The sequence below is a fragment of the Geobacillus sp. PK12 genome (assembly GCF_004123125.1).
Classification (GTDB): domain Bacteria; phylum Bacillota; class Bacilli; order Bacillales; family Anoxybacillaceae; genus Geobacillus; species Geobacillus zalihae.
Genome location: NZ_SDKL01000073.1, coordinates 1 through 22,219 on the forward strand (window position 1 = coordinate 1; position 22,219 = coordinate 22,219).

The following is a 22,219-nucleotide window of genomic DNA, read 5'->3' on the forward strand; positions in this document are numbered from 1 at the left end:
AGTGAACCGAAAAAATGTTCTCCACAAAGTCTTGACTGACTCGGCTGATTTTTCTGACTTGTTTTTTCGAAGCGGATTTTGAAAACGCATTCATAATAAAGGTAATTGTCTTTCTATTAGAAAAAGTGGTACAATACTAGCAATCAATCAAACCGCATGATGGAGGGACCGATGATGAAAAAACGGCGCAGCGACATGATCAAAAAAGGATTTGACCGTGCTCCGCACCGAAGCCTATTGCGAGCGGCGGGCGTAAAAGAAGAAGACTTTGATAAACCGTTTATTGCGGTGGTGAATTCATACATCGACATTATTCCGGGGCACGTTCACTTGCAAGAGTTTGGGAGAATCGTGAAAGAAGCGATTCGCGAAGCGGGCGGCGTGCCGTTTGAAATGAACACGATCGGCGTTGACGACGGTATTGCGATGGGCCATATCGGGATGCGCTATTCGCTGCCGAGCCGGGAAATCATCGCCGATTCGATCGAAACGGTTATCTCGGCGCATTGGTTTGACGGCATGGTGTGCATTCCGAACTGCGACAAAATTACGCCGGGAATGATGATGGCGGCGATGCGTCTTAACATTCCGACGATTTTCGTCAGCGGGGGACCGATGAAAGCCGGCGTGACGAAGGATGGGCGGAAAATTTCACTGTCATCTGTATTTGAAGGCGTCGGGGCGTATTTAGGGGGAACGCTCGATGAGAAAGGGCTTGAAGAACTCGAACGGTACGGCTGTCCGACGTGCGGATCGTGCTCGGGCATGTTTACGGCCAACTCGATGAACTGTCTCGCTGAAGCGCTCGGGCTTGCACTGCCGGGCAACGGCACGATTTTGGCGGTCGACCCAGCGCGCAAAGAGCTTGTCCGCCAGTCGGCGAAACAGCTCATGTATTTGATCGAGCATGACATTAAACCGCGCGACATCGTCACCGAAAAAGCGATCGACAATGCGTTTGCCCTCGACATGGCGCTTGGCGGCTCGACGAATACGGTGCTGCATACGCTGGCGATCGCCAACGAAGCCGGCATCGAGTACTCGCTTGAGCGCATCAACGAAGTGGCGGCGCGCGTGCCGCATTTGGCCAAACTCGCCCCGGCGTCGGACATCCATTACATCGAAGACTTGCATGAAGCGGGCGGCGTTTCGGCCGTGTTGAACGAGCTGGCGAAAAAAGAAGGCACGCTTCATTTAGATACGCTCACCGTCACGGGCAAAACGCTCGGGGAAAACATCGCCGGCTGCGAAGTGAAAAACTATGACGTCATCCGGCCGATTGACAACCCGTATTCGGAAACGGGCGGGCTCGCCATTTTGTTTGGCAACCTGGCGCCGGACGGCGCCGTCATTAAAACCGGGGCGGTGCAAGGCGGCATCACGCGCCATGAAGGGCCCGCGATCGTCTTCGACTCCCAAGAGGAAGCGCTCGAGGGCATTGCCAGCGGGAAAATCAAGCCGGGACATGTTGTCGTCATCCGCTACGAAGGGCCAAAAGGCGGCCCAGGGATGCCGGAAATGCTGGCGCCGACGTCGCAAATCGTCGGCATGGGGCTCGGCACCAAAGTGGCGCTTGTCACTGACGGCCGCTTCTCCGGCGCCTCGCGCGGCCTATCCGTCGGCCACGTTTCACCGGAAGCGGCCGAAGGCGGGCCGATCGCGTTCATCCAAGACGGCGACATCATCGAGATTGACACGGTGAAACGGACGATCAACGTCAAGCTGTCCGATGAAGAGCTCGAACGGCGGAAGGCGAACTGGAAAGGCTTTGAACCGAAAGTGAAAACCGGCTATCTCGCCCGCTACTCGAAACACGTCACCTCGGCGAGCACGGGGGGGATTATGAAAATTTAGGCGAAATAGGATCAAGGAAGGCGGCGCTCCATCAGCATGAGCGCCGCCTTCCTTTTTCATGTTCAAACCCTTAATAAAAGCCCAAGTCGCCATCCCTCTTCTTCATGCTTTTGCCTGTTTGGCGCCTTAAAAAAGTATTGACATTTTAAAATATTTCACCTATTTTAAAATTAAATATGATAATTTAAATATATAACGTTTATATAACGTTATATATTTAACATTTTTGAAAGCGCTTTAAGATAGGGGGCGGAAACGATGATTTTGCATGATATCGAAACGGCTGCGCGCAGCGAGCTTGAGGCTCTCCAGCTTGAGCGGCTGCGGGCGGACGACGGCGCGCATGTCGCGGGTCAAAGGGCGGGTTGACGACATGATCATCATCCGCGGCGTCAATGTGTTTCCATCGGAAATTGAGCACCATCTGCTTCGCGTCTCGGAACTGGCTCCGCACTATCAGCTGCATCGTCTCCGCCACGGTCATTTGGAAGCGCTCGAGTTGCATGCGGAAGTGACCGATCGTTTTTACAGCGAGGTCGGCGGAGATTTGCAAAGCGAGCAGGCTGCTCTGCTTGCCCAGCGCATTCAGTCATTGTTGAAAACGCACTGTCTCATTTCGATTGACGTCCGTCTCCATTCGCCGAAAACGCTCCCGCGCTCAGAAGGGAAAGCGGTCCGCATCGTTGACCGCCGCCATCTTGAAGCGCCGCAATCCATCTGACTAGAGAAAGAAAAAAACGATTGCAAAATATATAACATTAAAATATAATAACGTTAAACAAACGTTATATATTTTAAACGAGAGGTGGATGGGGGATGGCGGCTATGATGACGTTCACCCGCCTGTCAGATGAGGAGAAATACGAACGGTTTATGCAGCGCATCGAGGCGGGAGAGAAGATCGAAGCCGATGACTGGATGCCTGACGAATATCGGACGGCGCTCATCAAGCTCATTGCCATGCATGCGGTGAGCGAAATTATGGGAGCGCTTCCGGAAAAAGAATGGGTGCCGAAAGCGCCGTCGCTGCGCCGCAAGCTCGGCATTATGGCGAAAGTGCAGGATGAAATGGGGCACGGCCAGTTGCTGCTGCGGGTGGCGGAAGATTTGATGGCGCCGCTTGGCAAAACGCGGGAAGATATTCTCGAAGATTTATTGAACGAACGGTTGAAGTTTCACAATGTCTTTCATATGGCGGCGCCGACATGGGCGGATGCCGGGTTGATCGGCTGGCTCGTCGACGGAGCAGCGATTATGACGCAGACGAACATGCTCGATGCCTCGTACGGACCGTATGCGCGGGCGCTGAAGCGCATTTGCGCCGAGGAGGTGTTTCACGCCCAGCACGGCGAGTCGATTATTTTGGCGCTCGCCGAAGGGACGAAGGAGCAAAAAGAGATGCTCCAAGAGGCGCTCAACCGTTGGTGGGAGGCGCTGCTTATGTTTTTCGGTCCGCCGACGGCCGATACGACAGGAACCTCGAAGCAAGACATCACGATCAAATACCGCATCCGCACGAAAACGAACGAGCAGCTGCGTCAAGACTTTTTCACGAAATACGTGCCGCGCATTTGGGCGCTCGGACTGAAGATTCCTGATGAGACCATGCATTTTGACAAAGAGAAGGGCCAATGGATTTACCGGCAGCCGGATTGGGAGCGGTTTAAAGAAATCATCCGCAACAACGGACCGAAGTCGCAGGAGCGGCTTGAGCTTCGGCGGACGGCGTACAAGCAAAACGCGTGGGTGCGTGAGGCGCTTGGCGCGGTCCGGACGGCTGGATGAGGAGGGATGGCCATGGCGGGAAAAGAACAAGGATTTTATCAAGTGTTTGAAGTGTTCAGCCGCAAAGCGCCGGATGCACCGATGCAGCATCAATTCAGTTTGCTTGCCCCTAATGAGGAGATCGCGCTCGTGATGGCGCAGGAGAACTTTATGCGCCGCGAGCCGGTTTCCGACCTTTGGGTTGTGAGGCGGGATTATATCCGGCGGATCAACGAAGAGGAAAAAGCGGCGCTCAAACGGCTTGACAACAAAGATTATCGTCTGACGCGGGGATATGGGGATGTGAAGAAACGATGGCGCAAATATGAACAAGAGGCATTTGATGAGAAGGAAATTTTGTCATGGAAAGGCGAGATTCAGCGATGAGCAAAACACAAGTCCATTTTCATCCCGATGGTCAGGAAGCGCTTGTCGAGCTGTTGTTTCAGCTTGCCGATGATGATTTTTTGCTGGCCTACCGCGGCTCGGAATGGCTTGGGTTGGCGCCGCATATCGAGGAGGATATTGCGTTTTCTTCCATCAGCCAAGATACGATGGGGCATGCGGCCATGTATTATCAGCTGCTTGAAGATCTTGGCTGTGGATCAGCCGACGAACTGGCGCACGCACGTCCGGCTTCGGCCCGGCGCAATGCGGTTTTGCTCGAACGGGCGAACGGCCCGGGGCATTATTTGCGCGAGCCTCGCTATGACTGGGCATTCACCGTTGTTCGCCAGTACTTTTATACACAGGCGAAGCGCATCCGTCTCGAGTCGCTCACCAAAAGCAGCTATGCCCCGCTCGCGGAAGTGGCAGCGAAAATTCAAGTGGAGCTGCACTACCATTTGCTTCATTGGCATACGTGGTTTGTCCAGCTGACGAATGCCCCTTTGGAAGCGCGGACGCGAATGACGAAAGCCATCCAAGACGTGGCGGCGGATTTTGCCGGCGTATTGACGCTTGGGGCGAAGGGAGCGGACATGGTGCGATGGGGATTGATTGACGACGAAAAGGTGCTGACAGAACGGACGATTGCCGCGCTGGCGCCAGCGTTTGCCGAAGTGGGGCTTGATTGGCCGATGCCGTTTGGCATGAAACATGGCAACGGCCGCAACGGCGAACATACGCCGGATTTGGACGAAGCGCTGGCGACGTTGTCAGAAGTATACCGCGCCGTCCCGCATGCGGTCTGGTGATGCCGGCGCCGCTGTTTGCCAACGTGCAGCGTTGGGCATGATGCCTCTTTGTGCCGGCGAGGTGTTTGTTGAAGAAGCAAAACGATGCAACATTGGCGGCGCCAGGCAGCCAAAGCGGGAAAACGGCGGCGGATTGGGAAATGCGAGGGAGAATCATGACAAAGGAAGAAGTTTGGAAAACGTTGGAGTTGGTGAAAGACCCGGAAATCCATTCCGTTAGCATCGTCGATCTCGGGATGGTGGAACGGGTTGACGTTCATGACGGAGCGGTCTCGATCTCTTTGCTGCCGACGTTTCTCGGGTGTCCGGCGCTTGACATCATCCGCGCCAAGGTGGAGGAAGCGGTGAAGCAGGCAGGGGCTTTGGCGGTGACGGTGGAGTTTCTCCGCCATCCGCCGTGGACGTCCGATCGGATCAGCGAAGCCGGACGGGAGCGGCTAAAGCAGTTCGGCATCGCCCCGCCGCCTCGGCAAATGCCGTCAGGGGCATGGCAAGTCGAGTGCCCGTATTGCGGGGCGGAGCGGACCGTGATGGAGAACTTGTTCGGTCCGACCGCCTGCCGCAGCCTTTTCTACTGCAAACAATGCAAAAATCCGTTTGAAGCGATGAAGCCTGTATTGGTTTCACGATAAGAAAAGGGAGAGGAGATGTTCGCCATGTTTAAAATGATCGCTTTGTACAAACAGCCGAAAGATAAGGAGCAATTCGACGCTCATTATTACGGAACGCATGTGCCGCTGACGGAAAAAATTCCGGGCCTGCGCAAAATCACAGTGACGAAAATTACCGGCACGCCGATGGGGACGGAAAGAGAGTATTATTTGTTGTGTGAAATGTATTACGACAGCCAAGAGGCGTTTCAAGAAGCGATGAAAACGAAAGAAGCGAAAGCATCGGCCAAAGATGTCGTGTCGTTTGCCGGCGATCTCGTCACCTTTATGGTCGGTGAGGAAGTAGAGCATGAGTGAATGGAATTCCATTGCGGTGCGGCAAGAAGGAGCGGTCGGGATCATCGAACTCGCCCGTCCGCATGTGTTGAACGCGTTGAGCCGTCAAATGGTGGCGGAAATCGTGGCGGCGGTGGAAGCGTTTGACCGGGATGAAACAGTGCGCGTCATCGTGCTGACCGGGCGCGGGCGGGCGTTTGCGGCAGGGGCGGACATTCAAGAGATGGCGGATGATGACCCGATTCGCCTTGAGTGGCTGAACCAGTTTGCCGATTGGGATCGCCTGTCCATCGTGAAAACGCCGATGATAGCCGCGGTGAACGGGTTGGCGCTCGGGGGCGGTTTTGAGCTGGCGCTTTCGTGCGACTTGATTGTCGCGTCGTCGGCGGCCGAATTTGGCTTTCCAGAAGTGAACCTTGGCGTCATGCCAGGTGCGGGAGGCACGCAGCGATTAACGAAACTCATTGGACCGAAGCGGGCGCTTGAGTGGCTATGGACCGGGGAGCGCTTGCCGGCGGAGGAGGCGCACAAACTGGGCATCGTGACGCGCGTCGTCAGCCCGGAGCTGCTAATGGAAGAAACGATGCGGTTGGCCGGGCGGCTCGCCCAACAGCCGCCGTTGGCTCTTCGGCTGATCAAAGAGGCGGTGCAAAAAGCGGTCGACTATCCGCTCTATGAAGGCATGCAATTTGAGCGAAAAAACTTTTACCTATTGTTCGCCTCGGAAGACCAAAAAGAAGGGATGGCGGCCTTCCTCGAAAAACGGAAGCCGCGCTTCCAAGGAAAATAAGGGGGGCGCTTTATGTACGAAACGATCCGGTATGAAGTAAAGGGGCAAGTGGCCTGGCTGACGCTCAACCGTCCGGATCAGCTCAATGCGTTTACGGAGCAGATGAATGCGGAAGTGACGAAAGCGCTCAAACAAGCAGGGGCGGATCCAAACGTCCGCTGCATGGTGATCACAGGCGCAGGGCGGGCGTTTTGCGCCGGGGAAGATTTAAGCGGCGTGACGGAAGAAATGAACCACGGCGACGTGTTGCGCACCCGGTACGCGCCGATGATGAAAGCGCTTCACCGCTTTGAAAAGCCGGTTGTCGCGGCGGTGAACGGGGCGGCGGCCGGCGCGGGCATGAGCTTGGCGCTGGCGTGTGATTTCCGGCTTCTTTCGGAAAAAGCGAGTTTCGCTCCTGCGTTTATTCACGTCGGTCTTGTGCCGGATGCGGGCCATCTGTACTATTTGCCGCGCCTCGTCGGACGGGCGAAGGCGCTTGAGCTGGCGGTGCTCGGGGATAAAATCTCCGCTGAACAGGCCGCCTCGCTCGGGCTGGCGACCAAGGTCATTCCTCTCTCCGAGTGGGAGGAGGGAGTCAAGCAGTTTGCCGAGCGGCTCGCTGCCATGCCAACGAAGGCGATTGGACTCATCAAACGGCTGCTTCGCGAAGGCGAAGAAACGACGTTTGACCGCTACTTGGAACGGGAAGCGGAATGCCAACGCATTGCCGGCATGACGGCAGATCACCGCGAAGGCGTCAAGGCGTTCTTTGAAAAACGAAAACCATTATTCCGAGGAAACTAAGCAAGGGGGATGAAACGATGGCGACTGTGAAACAAAAGAAAATGGAACCGATGCCGACCAAACGCGATTTCTATCATTTGATTGTGAACGGGGAGCGGGTGGAAAGCGCTTCGGGAGAGACGTTTGAAGTGATCAATCCGGCCACTGGCGAACCGGTCGCCCGCGTCGCCAAAGGGACGCGCGAGGACGCCGAACGGGCGGTGCAGGCGGCGCGGCGGGCGTTTGGTCATGGGAAATGGCGCCATTTCCCAGTGCAAAAACGCGCCCGCATCTTGTACCAAATTGCATCCATCATGCGCGAACGTTTCAATGAATTGGTGGAATTGGAAATTTTGAATACCGGAAAAGCACTGTCAGCAGCTCAAGGACAAGTAATGCAAGCCATTGAAGACTTTGAGTTTTTTGCCGGAGCGATCATTGGCCACCGCGGGGCGGTCAACCCGATGCCAGGGGCGTTTCACAACTATACGGAAAAAGAGCCGGTTGGCGTGTGCGCCCAAATCATTCCGTGGAACTACCCGCTCATGATGGCGGCTTGGAAAATCGCGCCTGCTCTTGCCGCAGGATGTTCGGTTGTCGTCAAACCGGCGTCGCTGACGCCGCTCACCTGCCTGGTGCTGGCGGAAATTTGCCACGAGGCCGGGGTGCCGGAAGGGGTCGTCAATGTGGTGACCGGCGCCGGGGCGGAAGTCGGCGACTATTTGGTGGAGCATCCGCTCGTCGACAAAGTCGCGTTTACCGGATCGACGCCGGTCGGGAAGGAAATTATGGAGAAAGCGTCGAAAACATTAAAACGGGTGACGCTCGAGCTGGGCGGCAAATCGCCGAGCCTTGTATTTGCGGACGCCGATTTGGAAGCGGCTGTCGCCGGCTCATTGTTCGGCATTTTCTACAACAGCGGACAATCGTGCGAGGCGCGCTCTCGCTTGTATGTGCATGAAAGCATTTATGACGCCTTTATGGAATCGTTCGTGGCCAAAACGAAGCAGCTGAAACTCGGCAACCCGTTTGATGCCGGCACGCATGTCGGGGCGATCATCAGCCGCGGGCAGCTGGAAGTGATCGATGAATACGTGCAATCGGCGGTCGCGGATGGAGCGACGATCGTTGCCGGAGGGAAAGAAGCGGTAGTCGAGGGATTTGAAAACGGTTACTGGTATGAACCGACGATTTTGACGAACGTCAACCATCAAATGAAAGCGGTTCGCGAAGAAATTTTCGGACCGGTTGTCGTCGTCATGAAATTCCGCGATGAAGCCGAAGCCGTTGAATTGGCGAACGATAGCGACTATGGGCTGGCCGCCGCCGTTTGGACGAAAGATCATGGCCGCGCCGTTCGTGTAGCGAAGCAGCTGCGTTCCGGCATTGTCATGGTCAACAGCCCATTCTCCGCCTTCCCGGGCACGCCGTTTGGCGGCTACAAACAGTCCGGATTCGGGCGCGAGCTGTCTGTCGAGGCGCTTGATTTGTACACAGAAACGAAAAGCGTGCTGTCGTATTACGGGCCGCGTCCGCTTAATCCGTTTGGCGTCTAAGGGCTTTTGCCGTTTGGCGTTTGCCAACATACGAGAGCGGGTCGCGTCCTTGGACGCAACGTTCAAGTTGCCGCCCTTGAAGGCAAGAGCGAATTCGGGCAAGCGTGAAGAGACGCGCCTGTCCGTTTGCTGAGCACCCCGTCGCGCGTGATGGGGTGCCCATTCATTTGACGGCGTCCGCCGCTTGGTGAGAGAGAACGCTAGCTCGATGCATCAGCCACCGTACATCAACACACGGGAGGGGGAAGACGATGATCGAACGCCTTGTTGTCGTCGGCAGCGGCGTGATGGGGAGAGGCATTGCGTATGTCGGCGCTGTCGGCGGGTTTCAGACGACCTTAGTGGACATTAAGCAAGAACAATTAGAGAGCGCCCAGAAGGAGATTGCTTCAATTTTTGAACAAGCGGTCGCTCGGGGGAAATTGACAACGGGCGAGCGGCAAGAAGCCGAGGCGCGCCTGTCGTATTCGCTTGATTTAGCCGGCGCTGTGCGCGATGCCGATTTGGTGATCGAGGCCGTGCCGGAAAAACTTGAATGGAAAAAGCAAGTGTTCGAGACGATTGACGCTCATGCGCCGGCGTCGTGCTATTTTGCGACGAATACGTCCACCATGAGCCCGACCGAAATCGGTTCGTTCACCAAACGGCCGGAGCGGGTGATCGCCATGCACTTTTTCAACCCGGTTCATAAAATGAAGCTTGTGGAAATCATCCGCGGGTTGGAGACGAGCGACGAAACGGCGCAAATGGCGAAGGAAGTCGCCGCGCGGATGGGGAAAGAAACCGTTGTCGTCAATGAATTTCCGGGATTCGTCACGAGCCGGATCAGCGCTCTTGTCGGCAATGAAGCGTTTTATATGCTGCAAGAAGGCGTGGGGACGCCGGAAGAAATCGACAAAGCGATCAAGCTCGGCCTCAATTTCCCGATGGGTCCGTTTGAGCTCGCGGATTTAGTCGGGCTCGATACGAGATTGAACAACTTAAAATATTTGCACGAAAAACTCGGAGAAAAATACCGCCCGGCGCCGCTGTTGGAGCAATACGTCAAAGCGGGGCGGCTCGGCCGCAAAACAGGCCGCGGCGTCTATGACTATACGAATCGGGAAAACGGCTGATCTGTCGAAAAAGGATGGGGGAGAATATGAACAGAGAAGTTGTGATTGTCGATGCGGTGCGCACACCGATTGGCCGCTACAAGGGCGCGTTGAAAGACGTCAGGCCGGATGATTTGGCGGCTGTTGTCATCCGGGCGCTTATCGAGCGAAATCCGGGTTTGCCGGTCGAACAAATTGATGATGTCGTTTTTGGCAACGCCAACCAAGCCGGCGAGGACAACCGCAACGTCGCCCGCATGGCGGCGCTGTTGGCCGGGCTGCCCATTGAAGTCGCAGGGGTGACGGTCAACCGGCTGTGCGGTTCAGGGCTTGATGCGGTCAATTATGCGGCGCGGGCGATTTTGGCTGGAGAGGCGGATATCATGATCGCGGGCGGCGTGGAAAGCATGACGCGCGCTCCGTTTGTCATGCCGAAACCGGCAAGCGATTTCCCGCGCGGCAACATCGAGATGTACGATACGACGATTGGCTGGCGCTTTATCAATCCGAAAATGCACGAAATGTACGGCACCGACAGCATGCCGCAGACGGCGGAAAACGTGGCGAAGCGGTTCGGCGTGACGCGCGAGGCGCAAGATGAGTTTGCCTATGAAAGCCAAATGAAAGCGAAACAAGCGATCGAAACGAATCGGTTTGCGGATGAACTCGTGCCGGTTGTATACCACGATCGAAAAGGCAACCGCGTTGTCGTCGATAAAGACGAGCATCCGCGTCCGGATACGACGTTGGAGAAGCTGGCGAAGCTACCGCCGTTGTTTGAAAACGGCACGGTGACAGCCGGCAACTCGTCCGGCATTAACGACGGGGCGGCGGCGCTTTTGTTAATGAGCGCCGAAAAGGCAAAAGAACTCGGGCTCAAGCCGCTGGCTGCCTATGTCACTTCAGCGGTCGCCGGCGTTGAACCGGCCGTCATGGGAATCGGCCCGGTTTTTGCGACGCGCAAAGCGTTGCGCCGCGCCGGGTTGTCGCTTGACGACATCGGGCTTGTCGAGCTGAACGAAGCGTTCGCCTCACAGGCGCTAGAGTGCATTCGCCAGCTAGAGCTCGACCGGTCGAAAGTGAACGTCAACGGGGGAGCGATCGCCCTCGGCCATCCGCTTGGGGCGAGCGGCGCCCGCATTTTGACGACATTGATTTACGAAATGCGAAAACGCGGCGTCGCCTATGGCTTGGCGACGATGTGCATTGGCGTCGGCCAAGGAATCGCCACCATTGTGAAAAACGCAGACGAACGGTGAGAGTATTTCGCCAGGTTGGCCTTGTCGCGGCGGCTTGGCGAAATGACGCCGGACCGGGCTGCGGCCGCCCGTTGGCGCGCCGCTGAGAGCCGCCTGCTTTTTAGCGGTGCGGCTCTTTTTTATTCCGTTTGTTTTTCGTCCGTCTTGCCAGCGTGAGAAAAGTTTGTTACGATTATAGTTCGAACACAAGATAAAGGGAGTTTCGGCAAAATGAATACGCGCTCACTCATTTTTACCATTTACGGCGACTACATCCGCCATTACGGCGGTGAAATTTGGATCGGGAGCCTCATCCGCCTTCTCCGTGAATTCGGCCATAACGACCAAGCGGTGCGGGCAGCGGTGTCGCGCATGAGCAAGCAAGGATGGATTCAGGCAGAAAAACGCGGCAATAAAAGCTACTATTCCCTTACGGCGCGCGGCGTCAAGCGGATGGAAGAGGCGGCGCGGCGCATTTACAAAACGCGTCCCGAGCATTGGGACGGGAAATGGCGGATCTTGATCTATACGATTCCTGAGGAGAAGCGGCATTTGCGCGACGAACTGCGAAAGGAGCTTGTTTGGAGCGGGTTCGGCACGATGTCCAACAGCTGCTGGATGTCCCCGAACAATTTGGAGCAACAAGTGTACGACTTGATCGACAAGTACGACATCCGCCCGTATGTCGACTTCTTTTTGGCCGAATACGATGGACCGCATACGAACAAGCAGCTTGTGGAAAAGTGCTGGAACTTAGAAGAGATCAACCAAAAATACGAGCAGTTTATTGCCGTCTACAGCCAAAAATATGTCATTGACAAACATAAAATCGAGCGCGGCGAAATGTCGGATGCGGACTGTTTTGTCGAGCGAACGAAGCTCGTTCATGAGTACCGGAAGTTTTTGTTCATCGACCCTGGCTTGCCGGAAGAGCTGCTGCCGAACGAGTGGATGGGAAGCCATGCCGCCGCCTTGTTCAACGACTATTACCAACAACTAGCGGCACCGGCCAGCCGTTTCTTTGAAGCGGTGTTTCAAGAAGGGGCAGAGCTTGACAAAAAAGAAGAGGAAGAGACCTCCGTGGAATGAACCGGGATGCACGGCGCAACAGCAGCTGGGCATCCCGGTTGCCGTTTATGGAACGTTTGGTATAGTGATGACGGAAGCGAAAACGCAGTGGCAATCGTTGTCCGAACTGTTTCGCTGATGTACGAAAGACGCCTGTCAAACGGCGTCTTTTTTTGGCGATGAAAAATGGGTTGGCAGAGGGTTGACACGGGTAACCAACATCGTTACTATAAAAATATTATAACGTTATTATAACGTAATAATATTTTTTGTTATATTAACTTGAAAACGCTTTCGAGCAGTAAAGCAAAGGAGAGGGGACGCGATGAAGGTCATGTTATCGCCAAACATGTCGCAAAGCTTCGATTTGTTTTTCCATATGCGCGAACACGAACAGGTTGTGTTTTGCCACGATGAAGCGACTGGCCTAAGGGCGATCATTGCCATTCACAGCACCGCGCTTGGGCCGGCGCTCGGCGGCTGCCGGATGCATCCGTATGCCACGACGGAAGAGGCGCTTGCCGATGCGCTGCGGCTGTCGAAAGGGATGACGTATAAATGTTTGGCCGCAGATGTCGATTTTGGCGGCGGCAAAGCGGTGATCATCGGCGACCCGCGCAAAGACAAATCACCGGAATTGTTTCGTGCGTTCGGCCAGTTTGTCGAGTCATTAGGCGGCCGGTTTTACACAGGCACCGATATGGGGACGACGCCGGATGATTTCGTGCACGCCATGAAAGAGACGAATTGCATCGTCGGTGTTCCGGAAGCGTATGGCGGAAGCGGCGACTCTCCGTGCCGACGGCCGAGGGCGTCGTGTACGGGATTCAAGCGACAAACCAGGTGGTGTTTGGCAGCCGGCATTTGCAAGGCAAAACGTATGCCATCCAAGGGCTCGGAAAAGTCGGAAAAAAAGTGGCGTTTCGCTTGCTTGAGGAAGGGGCGGACCTGTACGTGTGCGATGTAAACGAAGCGGCAGTCGAAGAGGTTGTTGCGTACGGCAAACGAATCGGGGCGTCCGTGAAACCGGTGGATGGAACCGACATTTACCGGGTGGAAGCCGATGTGTTCATCCTGTGCGCATTTGGCGGCGTCATCAACGATGACACGATCGCTGAGCTGCGGGTGAGGGCGGTCGTCGGCTCGGCGAACAATCAGCTGGCTGACAAACGCCACGCCCGAATGTTGAAGGAAAAAGGCATCGTATACGCCCCCGATTATATCGTCAACGCCGGCGGGCTCATTCAAGTGGCCGATGAACTGTACGGGGCGAACAAAGAGCGGGTGTTGGCGAAAACGAAAGCGATTTACGATACATTGCTCGCCATTTATGCGCGGGCCGACTCGGAAGGCATAACGACGGTCGAGGCGGCCGATCAGTTTTGCGAAGAGCGGCTCGAGCAGCGCAAACGCCGCAACCATTTTTTCACGCACCAAAAGCGGCCGAAGTGGGATGTTCGCCATTAACGTGCATTCATGCGAAAAGATTTATCTGAAAATAAATAATCGTATTATCATTCAAAATACAAAGCAGAAGAAGTCGTGGGGGGAGAAGGATCATGAACCAGATCGTGTCACGATTGGCCATTCCCATCTTGTTCGGAGCACTCATGCTCTCTGGCTGCGGGGGAGGGGAAAAGACGGCGACCAATGGCGGAAAAGAAAAAGCAGCGGAGAACAAAACGGTTACGATCGGCGTCACGCCGGAATATCCGAAAAAGCTGAAGCTCGTCATCAATAAACAAGCGGCCGAAAAGCAAGGAATCAAACTGAAGCCGAGCTTCACCGAACCGTCCATTTTGCTTCTCGATGAACATACAGCAGCGCTTGACCCAGCGAGAGCAGTCTATCCAGCTTATGAACAAATCATGACCCATGCAGCGCGCATGCGGTCACGGACGAGAGGGCATTTTGCCGTACCGTTGGTCATTCGCGCTCCGTACGGCGCAGGGGTGCGGGCCCCGGAAATTCATTCCGACAGCACGGAAGCGCTGTTTACCCATATGCCGGGGATCAAAGTCGTCTGCCCCGCGTCGCCGTACGACGCCAAAGGGCTGCTGATTGCCGCGATTGAAGACCCGGACCCTGTCCTCTTTTTGGAACCGATGCGCAGCTATCGGGCGTTTCGCGAGGACGTTCCGGAAGGAAAATATGCGATTGAAATTGGCAAAGGAAAAAAACTTCGCGAAGGGGACGACGTGACCGTCATCGCCTGGGGCGCTATGGTGCCGGTCGCCATGAAGGCGGCGGAAGAGGCGGCGAAAAAAGGGATTGATGCCGATGTCATCGACTTGCGCACCCTTTACCCGCTCGATAAAGATATGATTGCCGAGTCGGTGCAAAAGACAGGAAGAGCCGTCATTGTCCAAGAAGCGCATGCGACCGGTGGGTTAGCCAATGACATTCTCGCCGTCATCAATGACACATCGTTTTTCTATCAACATGCACCAGTCGAACGGGTGACGGGATTTGACGTTCCGGTTCCGTTTTTCGCCTATGAAGACGATTATTTGCCAACGCCGTCGCGCGTGCTGCACGCGATGGAAAAAGTGATGCGTTTCTAGTTGCATCCGACATGAATCGGAAGCGCAAAGAAAGAGCCATGCCTTTTCGGCTGGCTCTTTTTCTTTCTTCGATAAGCCGTATGACGGCCGCGTCGATCGTTTTTTGCGCAGCCATCTCGTTGATGGGATGGTGCTGATGTTACTCCCGATGATCGGCCAGCTGTTTTCGATACTCTTTTCCTTTTTGCACGTATGTATCAATCGACAGCTGGATGAGCGCAAGGTCTTTGTCCGTCAGTTCACGCACCACTTTTCCAGGCGAGCCGACAACGAGCGAGCGGGGCGGAATCTTTTGGCCGGACGGAATCAACGTGTTGGCGCCGATGATGCACTCTTCGCCGATTTCGGCTCCATCCAAAATCGTCGACCCCATGCCGATGATCGACCGTTTGCGGATCGTGCAGCCATGAAGGATCACATTATGCCCGACCGTCACCTCATCTTCAACGACAAGCGGCGACCCTTCGTACAAATGGCAGGTCGTATTGTCTTGAATGCTCGTTCGGGCGCCGATTGTAATCGGCCCTTCATCTCCGCGCAGGACCGCGTTGAACCAAATCGTCGATTCCGGACCGACAGTGACGTCTCCGATCAAATAGGCTCCCGGAGCAATGAATGCGGTTTCATGAACATTCGGACGTTTTCCGTTATACGGGTATAGCATCCCCACATCCCCCTTCATTTGGTGAACTGTGTCATGATCAGTATAACACATTTTGCACGGGGACGGAAATAAGCGGAATGCACGATATCTTTTTCGAAGAAGCATCGATTCATGTGCCAATTGCGGTGAACACAAAGATGCAGATGAGATGGAAAAGAGGAAATGGTGCTGTTGGGGAAACGACGATTCCCTGTTATTATACATGTCAACGAAAGGCGGAAAAAGGTTGTTTTCGATAACGAAGAAAACGGAAACGAGGGATGTTTTTTATAAATAATATTATTTTTCTTAATTTATTGTTTTATTCACCTTAACTATAAATCATACAAAATTTTTTTGACAATATAAACATAATGAATTATTATATTAAAAGAATTTAAAGGAGGTAAGTAGTGGTTATGTCATCCATTGACAAGCAACAAATCGCTGCCAGCGTTCCCCAGCGCGGCTTTTTCGGCCATCCGAAAGGGTTGTTTACGCTCTTTTTCACGGAATTTTGGGAACGCTTTTCGTATTACGGCATGCGCGCCATTTTAGTGTATTACATGTATTATGAAGTATCGAAAGGCGGGCTCGGGCTTGATGAGCATCTGGCGCTCGCGATTATGTCGATTTATGGGGCGCTTGTGTACATGTCCGGAATCATTGGCGGTTGGCTTGCTGACCGGGTGTTTGGCACGTCGCGCGCGGTCTTTTACGGCGGCCTTCTCATTATGGCCGGTCATATCGCCCTGGCGATTCCGGGCGGGGTGGCGGCGCTGTTTGTGTCCATGGCGCTCATCGTCTTGGGAACCGGGTTGTTAAAACCGAACGTGTCGAGCATTGTCGGCGATATGTACAAGCCTGGCGATGACCGCCGCGACGCTGGATTCAGCATTTTTTACATGGGGATTAACCTTGGTGGCTTTTTGGCTCCGCTTGTTGTCGGCACCGCGGGGATGAAGTATAACTTCCACCTCGGCTTCGGACTTGCGGCCGTCGGGATGTTTCTCGGATTGATTGTCTTCGTCGCGACAAGAAAGAAAAACCTCGGGTTGGCCGGGACGTATGTGCCGAATCCATTGACGCCAGCGGAAAAGAAAAAAGCGGCTTCCATCATGGCCGTAGGGGCGGTCGTGATTGCCGTGCTGCTAGCCATCTTGATTCCGAGCGGCTGGTTCACTGTGGAGACGTTTATTTCCCTTGTCGGCATCTTAGGCATCATCATCCCGATCATCTATTTTGTCGTCATGTACCGCAGCCCGAAAACGACGGCGGAGGAGCGGTCGCGCGTGATCGCGTACATTCCGTTGTTCGTCGCTTCAGCGATGTTTTGGGCCATTCAAGAACAAGGGTCGACGATTTTGGCGAACTATGCGGATAAACGGACACAGTTGGATGTCGCCGGCATTCACCTTTCGCCGGCTTGGTTCCAATCGCTGAACCCGTTGTTTATCATCCTCTTAGCGCCGGTGTTCGCGTGGATGTGGGTGAAGCTTGGCAAACGGCAGCCGACGATCCCGCAAAAATTCGCGCTCGGCTTGTTGTTCGCCGGCCTGTCGTTCATCGTCATCCTCGTGCCGGGGCATTTGAGCGGCGGAGGGCTTGTCCATCCGATTTGGCTCGTGTTAAGCTACTTCATCGTCGTGCTCGGGGAGCTTTGCCTGTCGCCGGTCGGCCTGTCGGCGACGACGAAACTTGCCCCTGCCGCTTTCTCAGCGCAAACGATGAGCCTTTGGTTTTTATCGAACGCCGCCGCGCAAGCGATCAACGCCCAGCTTGTGCGCTTCTATACACCCGAAAACGAAACGGCCTATTTCGGCACGATCGGCGGGGCGGCGGTTGTGTTAAGCGTCATCTTGTTTTTGCTCGCCCCGAGCATTCAGCGGCTCATGAAGGGAGTTCGTTAATATCACGCTGATGTTTGTATCAACAGGGAAAACAGATGATCCAAAAGATTACAAATCTGTGACAGGATGCTCTGTGTTGGCAGAGCTTCTTTTTTTATTCAAAAAATATTTACATAAATCAAAAAATAAGTTCAGATGGTGTTTACAAAAATGGATTACGATGGAATAGAAAAAGAGGAAAGGGGAGAAAAGCGGATGGCGTTTCTTGAGCTGGTCGAGGTGACGAAATCGTATGGAGGCAAAAAGAGCGCGGTCGAGAATGTGAATGTCGCGATTGAATCAGGGGAGTTTTTTGTTCTTGTTGGCCCATCGGGATGCGGCAAAAGCACGATTTTGCGGATGATCGCTGGCCTTGAGCCGCTGACATCAGGATATGTGCTGATCGATGGGCAGGTGGCGAATGATTGGCCCCCTCACGCCCGCCGGTTATCGATGGTCTTTCAAAATTATGCGCTATATCCCCATTTGACGGTGGAGCAAAATATGCGGATTGTCTTGCAGGCGCAAAAGGTGCCGAAAGAAGAACAAGTGAAACGTTGCATGGAAGCGGCGGAATTGCTTGGATTGACCGATGTGCTACATAGGAAGCCGCGGGAATTGTCAGGGGGGCAGCGTCAACGCGTCGCCTTAGGGCGGGCGATCGTGGCGAGAACGCCGCTTTGTTTGATGGATGAACCGCTCTCCAATTTAGATGCCAAGCTGCGGGCGAAAATGAGGAGCGAGCTTCGACGCTTGCAGCGTCAGCTCGGCATGACCGTTATTTATGTCACTCACGATCAAACGGAAGCGATGACCATGGCTGATCGGATGATGATTTTGCATGACGGCCGTCCGCAACAAATCGGCAGTCCACTTGATGTATACAATAGCCCAGATAACACGTTTGTCGCTTCATTTATTGGAACACCGCCGATGAATTTGGCGGAAGCGCATGTGCTGGAACATTCGCTCTTATTGCAAAACGAGCGGCCCATCCGTCTTCTGCGTCGTTCTTTGCCGAAGGCTGAACGGGTGATCGTCGGACTGCGGCCGGAACATATTGAGCCGGCGGAATCAGGAGAAGAATCTATGGCCGTCAAAGTCAGCCATGTCGAGTGGCTCGGCAATGAAACGTTAGTGACGTTTGAGTTGGCAAAAAATCTTTATTGGACAGCACGATGGAATGGACAATGGCGCATCCGCTTGGGAGAGGTGGTGCCATTGACGTTTGATGAGCAGGATTTCCTGTTTTTCGATGCGTCTGGAAAGCGAATTGGAGCCCCGTCCATCAAGCGGGAGGAGGTGCGGGTTCACCAATGAATGAGCGTGTTTCAACGGTTTCCACCCCGACGCCATGGTCGGTCCGGACGAAACGGGCGGGGCGGCAGTCCGCCATGAAATCGTGGTTGGAAGGGATGATGTATCTTTTTCCTTCGCTCCTGCTGTTTGGTGTGTTTCTCTTTTACCCGTTGGGGAGAACGATGTATTTAAGCGTGTTTCACACCGATTATCAAGGGCACCCGACGGAGTTTGCCGGTTTGGCGCATTTTGTCGCCCTTCTTCAAGATGCATCGTTTTGGCATAGTTTAAAGGCGACGATTCTATTTGCAGCGCTCACTGTTCCGACGACGGTCGCCGTTTCGTTCGGTTTAGCGTTGCTCGTTCATGAAACACGGAAAGGAATCGGGATCTTCCGGACGATTTTTGCCTCTACGATGGGGATGAGCGTGGGAGTCGCTTCGGTGATTTGGATGTTTATGTACAATCCAGCGATCGGGATTATCAATCGTTTGGTGTCTGCGATCGGCGGGACTCCTGTTTCATGGCTTCTTGACCAGGACACGGCATTGTATGCGGTGGCGGCGGCGACGATCTGGATGAATATCGGACTGACCTTTTTATTGTTGCTGGCCGGTCTGCAAAACATCGATCCATCCTTGTACGAAAGCGCCCGCATCGCTGGAATGAGCTATTGGCGACAGTTGTGGACAGTGACTGTGCCGCTGTTGTCGCCGACGTTGTTTTTTGTCACGACGGTCTCGCTTATTCAAGCGCTGCAAACGTTTGGACAAATTGACTTTTTAACGAAAGGCGGGCCGGTGGAGGCTACGAATGTGTTCGTTTACGCGATTTACCGGGAAGCGTTCGTCAACTATCAGTTTGGTTCCGCGAGCGCGCAAGCCCTTGTCCTTTTTCTCATCATCGCCATCGTCACGTTTTTGCAGTTTCGGTTTGCTGAGAGGAAGGTGCACTACCAATGAAAATAGCGCGGGCAACGGCTCACTATGTGTTGTTATGCCTATGCTCGGTTGTCATCTTGTTTCCAGTGGCTTATGCTCTTCTGATGAGTTTGATGGATGGAGCCGCTATTTTGTCAGGACGCCTATGGCCTGAGAAGGGGACATTGGTCAATTATGAGGCCGCGTTTCAACAGGCTCCGCTTGGGAGATATTTATGGAACAGCTTTTTTGTGGCTTTCATGATTACAGTGGGGCGCCTCATCGTGTCAAGTCTCGCCGCTTTCGCTTTTGTGTTTCTCCGTTTTCCCGGTCGGGATCGGTGGTTTTACGTGTGCATTGCCACGATGCTCGTTCCGTGGGAAGCGACTGTGATCCCAAATTTTTTGACCATCCAAGCGCTTGGCTGGACAAACCATTACGCAGGACTCATCGTGCCGTTTTGGGCGATGGCATTTGGCATCTTTTTATTGCGGCAACAGTTTAAGCAAATTCCGCACGAGCTGTATGAGGCGGCGCAGTTGTCTGGGGTGGGGAATTTCCGCTTTTTTTGCCGCGTCGTGCTGCCGCTTTCAAAAACGAGTTTGGTGACGCTGGCTGTTTACAGTTTTTTGGACGCTTGGAATATGTATTTATGGCCGCTGCTCGTTACAAACGATGACCGTGTCCGCACCGTGCAGATCGGGCTCAAGCAGCTGCAGACGCAAGAGATCGCCAGCAGCTGGGGCGTCGTTATGGCAGCGGCGGTTATCGCGATGCTTCCAACTTTGTTGCTGTTGTTTGCTGGACAGAAGCAATTGCGAAAAGGGCTTATGCAAGGAGCGATTCAATAGCGAGGAGGAGAAACAAGATGAGAAAGGTTTTAGCCAGTTTCTTAGCTTTAATGTTTATTGGATTTGCCGCGGGATGCTCAAGCGAAGATGCGGGCAAAGCGGCGGGAGGCAAAACAGAAGTGGTGTTTTGGCATTCGATGAGCGGGGATTTGGAGCCGGTCTTAAATGACATTGTCGCTGATTTTAACCAAACCCATCCAGAGATTGAGGTGAAGCCAGTATTTCAAGGCACCTATGAGGAGGCGCTGACGAAATGGAATGCGGCAGCAGGGACAAAAGACGCCCCGACGATCATGCAGACGTTTGAAGTCGGAACAAAGCATATGATCGACAGTGGAAAGATTGTTCCAGTGCAAACGTGGATCGATAAAGACAAGTATGATGTCTCACAATGGGAGAAAAACATTGTCAATTATTATACCGTGAACGGGCGGATTTACTCGATGCCATTTAACTCATCCACCCCTGTACTCATTTATAACAAAGATGCGTTCCGCGAAGCCGGGCTTGATCCGGAAAAACCGCCTCTCACCTATAGCGAGTTGAAGGAAGCGGCGAAAAAGCTGACAAAGAAAAAAGGAAAAGAAACCGAACGGTACGGATTCTCGATTTTGAACTACGGCTGGTTTTTTGAAGAAATGGTGGCCGTACAAGGCGGACTGTATGTGAACAACAACAATGGACGGAGCAGTGATGCGACAAAAGCGGTATTCAATGGAGATGAGGGGAAGCGCGTATTTGAGCTGATCAGCGACATGTACCGAGACGGCACGTTTTACAACGCCGGTCAAAACTGGGACGACATGCGCGCCGCCTTCCAAGCAGGAAAAATCGCCATGTATTTGGATTCGTCCGCTGGTGTAAAAACGTTGATCGATAACTCGCCATTTGACGTTGGCGTTTCGTATTTGCCTGTCCCGGATGGCGTGGAACGTCAAGGCGTCGTAATTGGCGGCGCTTCGCTCTGGATGATGAAAGGAAGCAGCGAAAAGGAGCAAAAAGCGGCGTGGGAGTTCATGAAATACTTGACAACCGCTCCTGTCCAAGCTGAGTGGCATGTGCGCACAGGGTATTTTGCCATTAACCCGGCTGCGTACGATGAGCCGCTCGTCAAAGAGGAGTGGGCGAAATACCCACAATTAAAAGTGACGGTGGATCAGCTGCATGAAACAAAATCAACCCCTGCTACCCAAGGGGCGCTCATCACCGTCTTCCCTGAATCTCGGCAACATGTCGTGAAAGCGATGGAACGGTTGTACGAAGGAATCGATCCGCAAAACGCGCTCGATCAGGCGGCGGAAGAGACAAATCGGGTGTTGCAGGAGGCCGGAAACTGACCTGACCAACCGGACAAGCGTCCAGGTGGAGCTGCCGGATAGGCAAATCCAATGCTCGTTCGGGAAACCGATCTCCTTAATCAGTGAAGGGTTCTGCAAGGACCAGGCATGGACAAGGGCATTTACGTGTAATGTCATACGGAACGATTAGCGATGGCAAAAAAGATTGCCATCGCTAATCGTGTTGATCGGAAAGTTATTCTAAAAAATCAAATAAATAATTTTTTCCAAACTGTAGGGTGCGAAATGTAAGTTGTATCGATTTTATTTTCTTAAATATTGCTTTTTTATCTTAATTAGGCGAGAAGACTCCCACTTCAACGAAGCGAAGCGGAGTAAGTGGGAGAGGAATCGCCTTAACTATATTTTGCTGAAAATAGGATAGATTCAGTAAAATATAGTATAATATAGTTAGATGGGAGGTGAAAAAATGTATTTTTGTAT

Annotated in this window: 20 protein-coding genes and 2 pseudogenes; 21 read left to right on the plus strand and 1 reads right to left on the minus strand. The window is 53.7% G+C overall.

The window, feature by feature from the left end:
* Positions 1 to 174: 174 nt before the first annotated feature.
* From ilvD to ETR37_RS17405, 16 genes and pseudogenes are all read left to right on the plus strand, one after another.
* Complete coding sequence (gene ilvD / locus ETR37_RS17335; RefSeq protein ID WP_033006220.1) at positions 175 to 1,854, plus strand: dihydroxy-acid dehydratase; 1,680 nt, start codon at positions 175 to 177, stop codon at positions 1,852 to 1,854.
* Positions 1,855 to 2,112: 258 nt separating this feature from the next.
* Complete coding sequence (locus ETR37_RS20065) at positions 2,113 to 2,223, plus strand: phenylacetate--CoA ligase (RefSeq protein WP_164832339.1); 111 nt, start codon at positions 2,113 to 2,115, stop codon at positions 2,221 to 2,223.
* Positions 2,177 to 2,575: pseudogene (locus tag ETR37_RS17340) on the plus strand (ABC transporter permease); the annotation flags it as partial. The gene ETR37_RS20065 and the pseudogene ETR37_RS17340, both read left to right, overlap by 47 nt.
* 95 nt (positions 2,576 to 2,670) lie before the next feature.
* Positions 2,671 to 3,639: a 1,2-phenylacetyl-CoA epoxidase subunit PaaA gene (gene paaA, locus ETR37_RS17345; protein WP_060788392.1), complete on the plus strand. Its 969-nt coding sequence runs from the start codon at positions 2,671 to 2,673 to the stop codon at positions 3,637 to 3,639.
* 12 nt (positions 3,640 to 3,651) lie between these two features.
* Entirely contained in the window at positions 3,652 to 4,005 is a 354-nt protein-coding gene (paaB, locus tag ETR37_RS17350) for a 1,2-phenylacetyl-CoA epoxidase subunit PaaB (RefSeq protein WP_014196085.1), read from the plus strand.
* Positions 3,981 to 4,814, plus strand: a complete 834-nt coding sequence (paaC, locus tag ETR37_RS17355; RefSeq protein WP_129447580.1) for a 1,2-phenylacetyl-CoA epoxidase subunit PaaC — start codon at positions 3,981 to 3,983, stop codon at positions 4,812 to 4,814. The genes paaB and paaC overlap by 25 nt, the downstream gene beginning before the upstream one ends.
* A gap of 155 nt (positions 4,815 to 4,969) precedes the next feature.
* Entirely contained in the window at positions 4,970 to 5,446 is a 477-nt protein-coding gene (paaD, locus tag ETR37_RS17360; RefSeq protein WP_033006235.1) for a 1,2-phenylacetyl-CoA epoxidase subunit PaaD, read from the plus strand.
* Between the two features lie 24 nt (positions 5,447 to 5,470).
* Entirely contained in the window at positions 5,471 to 5,782 is a 312-nt protein-coding gene (locus ETR37_RS17365; protein ID WP_033006225.1) for an EthD family reductase, read from the plus strand.
* A complete protein-coding gene (locus ETR37_RS17370; protein WP_015375103.1) occupies positions 5,775 to 6,551 on the plus strand; it encodes an enoyl-CoA hydratase/isomerase family protein in 777 nt (258 codons plus the stop codon). Before ETR37_RS17365 ends, ETR37_RS17370 begins: the two co-directional genes overlap by 8 nt.
* A 12-nt stretch (positions 6,552 to 6,563) precedes the next feature.
* Entirely contained in the window at positions 6,564 to 7,337 is a 774-nt protein-coding gene (locus ETR37_RS17375) for an enoyl-CoA hydratase-related protein (protein ID WP_015375102.1), read from the plus strand.
* 17 nt (positions 7,338 to 7,354) lie between these two features.
* Positions 7,355 to 8,872, plus strand: a complete 1,518-nt coding sequence (locus ETR37_RS17380) for an aldehyde dehydrogenase family protein (protein WP_129447581.1) — start codon at positions 7,355 to 7,357, stop codon at positions 8,870 to 8,872.
* Between the two features lie 251 nt (positions 8,873 to 9,123).
* On the plus strand, positions 9,124 to 9,987 hold the full coding sequence (locus tag ETR37_RS17385) for a 3-hydroxyacyl-CoA dehydrogenase (RefSeq protein WP_015375100.1): 864 nt from the start codon (positions 9,124 to 9,126) through the stop codon (positions 9,985 to 9,987).
* Positions 9,988 to 10,013: 26 nt separating this feature from the next.
* Positions 10,014 to 11,225 carry a thiolase family protein gene (locus ETR37_RS17390; RefSeq protein WP_015375099.1) on the plus strand — a complete coding sequence of 404 codons (1,212 nt, stop codon included), beginning with the start codon at positions 10,014 to 10,016 and terminating at the stop codon, positions 11,223 to 11,225.
* Positions 11,226 to 11,435: 210 nt separating this feature from the next.
* A complete protein-coding gene (paaX, locus tag ETR37_RS17395; RefSeq protein ID WP_060788395.1) occupies positions 11,436 to 12,293 on the plus strand; it encodes a phenylacetic acid degradation operon negative regulatory protein PaaX in 858 nt (285 codons plus the stop codon).
* Between the two features lie 304 nt (positions 12,294 to 12,597).
* A pseudogene (locus tag ETR37_RS17400) lies at positions 12,598 to 13,739 on the plus strand (Glu/Leu/Phe/Val dehydrogenase dimerization domain-containing protein).
* 92 nt (positions 13,740 to 13,831) lie between these two features.
* Entirely contained in the window at positions 13,832 to 14,836 is a 1,005-nt protein-coding gene (locus ETR37_RS17405) for an alpha-ketoacid dehydrogenase subunit beta (protein ID WP_129447582.1), read from the plus strand.
* Positions 14,837 to 14,975: 139 nt separating this feature from the next.
* Here the strand turns inward: ETR37_RS17405 and ETR37_RS17410 are convergent, their stop codons facing one another.
* Entirely contained in the window at positions 14,976 to 15,500 is a 525-nt protein-coding gene (locus ETR37_RS17410) for a gamma carbonic anhydrase family protein (protein WP_033006227.1), read from the minus strand.
* A 398-nt stretch (positions 15,501 to 15,898) separates the two neighbouring features.
* Here ETR37_RS17410 and ETR37_RS17415 point away from each other — a divergent pair, with 398 nt between their 5' ends.
* The 5 genes from ETR37_RS17415 (at position 15,899) to ETR37_RS17435 (ending at position 21,775) form a co-directional block, all read left to right on the plus strand.
* Positions 15,899 to 17,389, plus strand: a complete 1,491-nt coding sequence (locus ETR37_RS17415) for a peptide MFS transporter (RefSeq protein ID WP_033006228.1) — start codon at positions 15,899 to 15,901, stop codon at positions 17,387 to 17,389.
* 195 nt (positions 17,390 to 17,584) lie between these two features.
* Positions 17,585 to 18,688 (plus strand): ABC transporter ATP-binding protein, encoded by a 1,104-nt coding sequence (locus ETR37_RS17420; protein ID WP_129447584.1) that lies wholly within the window; start codon positions 17,585 to 17,587, stop codon positions 18,686 to 18,688.
* Positions 18,685 to 19,629, plus strand: coding sequence for a carbohydrate ABC transporter permease (locus tag ETR37_RS17425; protein ID WP_129447583.1), 945 nt, complete (start codon positions 18,685 to 18,687; stop codon positions 19,627 to 19,629). Before ETR37_RS17420 ends, ETR37_RS17425 begins: the two co-directional genes overlap by 4 nt.
* Complete coding sequence (locus ETR37_RS17430; RefSeq protein ID WP_020756023.1) at positions 19,626 to 20,438, plus strand: carbohydrate ABC transporter permease; 813 nt, start codon at positions 19,626 to 19,628, stop codon at positions 20,436 to 20,438. The genes ETR37_RS17425 and ETR37_RS17430 overlap by 4 nt, the downstream gene beginning before the upstream one ends.
* Positions 20,439 to 20,455: 17 nt before the next feature.
* Positions 20,456 to 21,775, plus strand: a complete 1,320-nt coding sequence (locus ETR37_RS17435) for an ABC transporter substrate-binding protein (protein ID WP_020756024.1) — start codon at positions 20,456 to 20,458, stop codon at positions 21,773 to 21,775.
* The last annotated feature ends 444 nt before the right edge of the window (positions 21,776 to 22,219 follow it).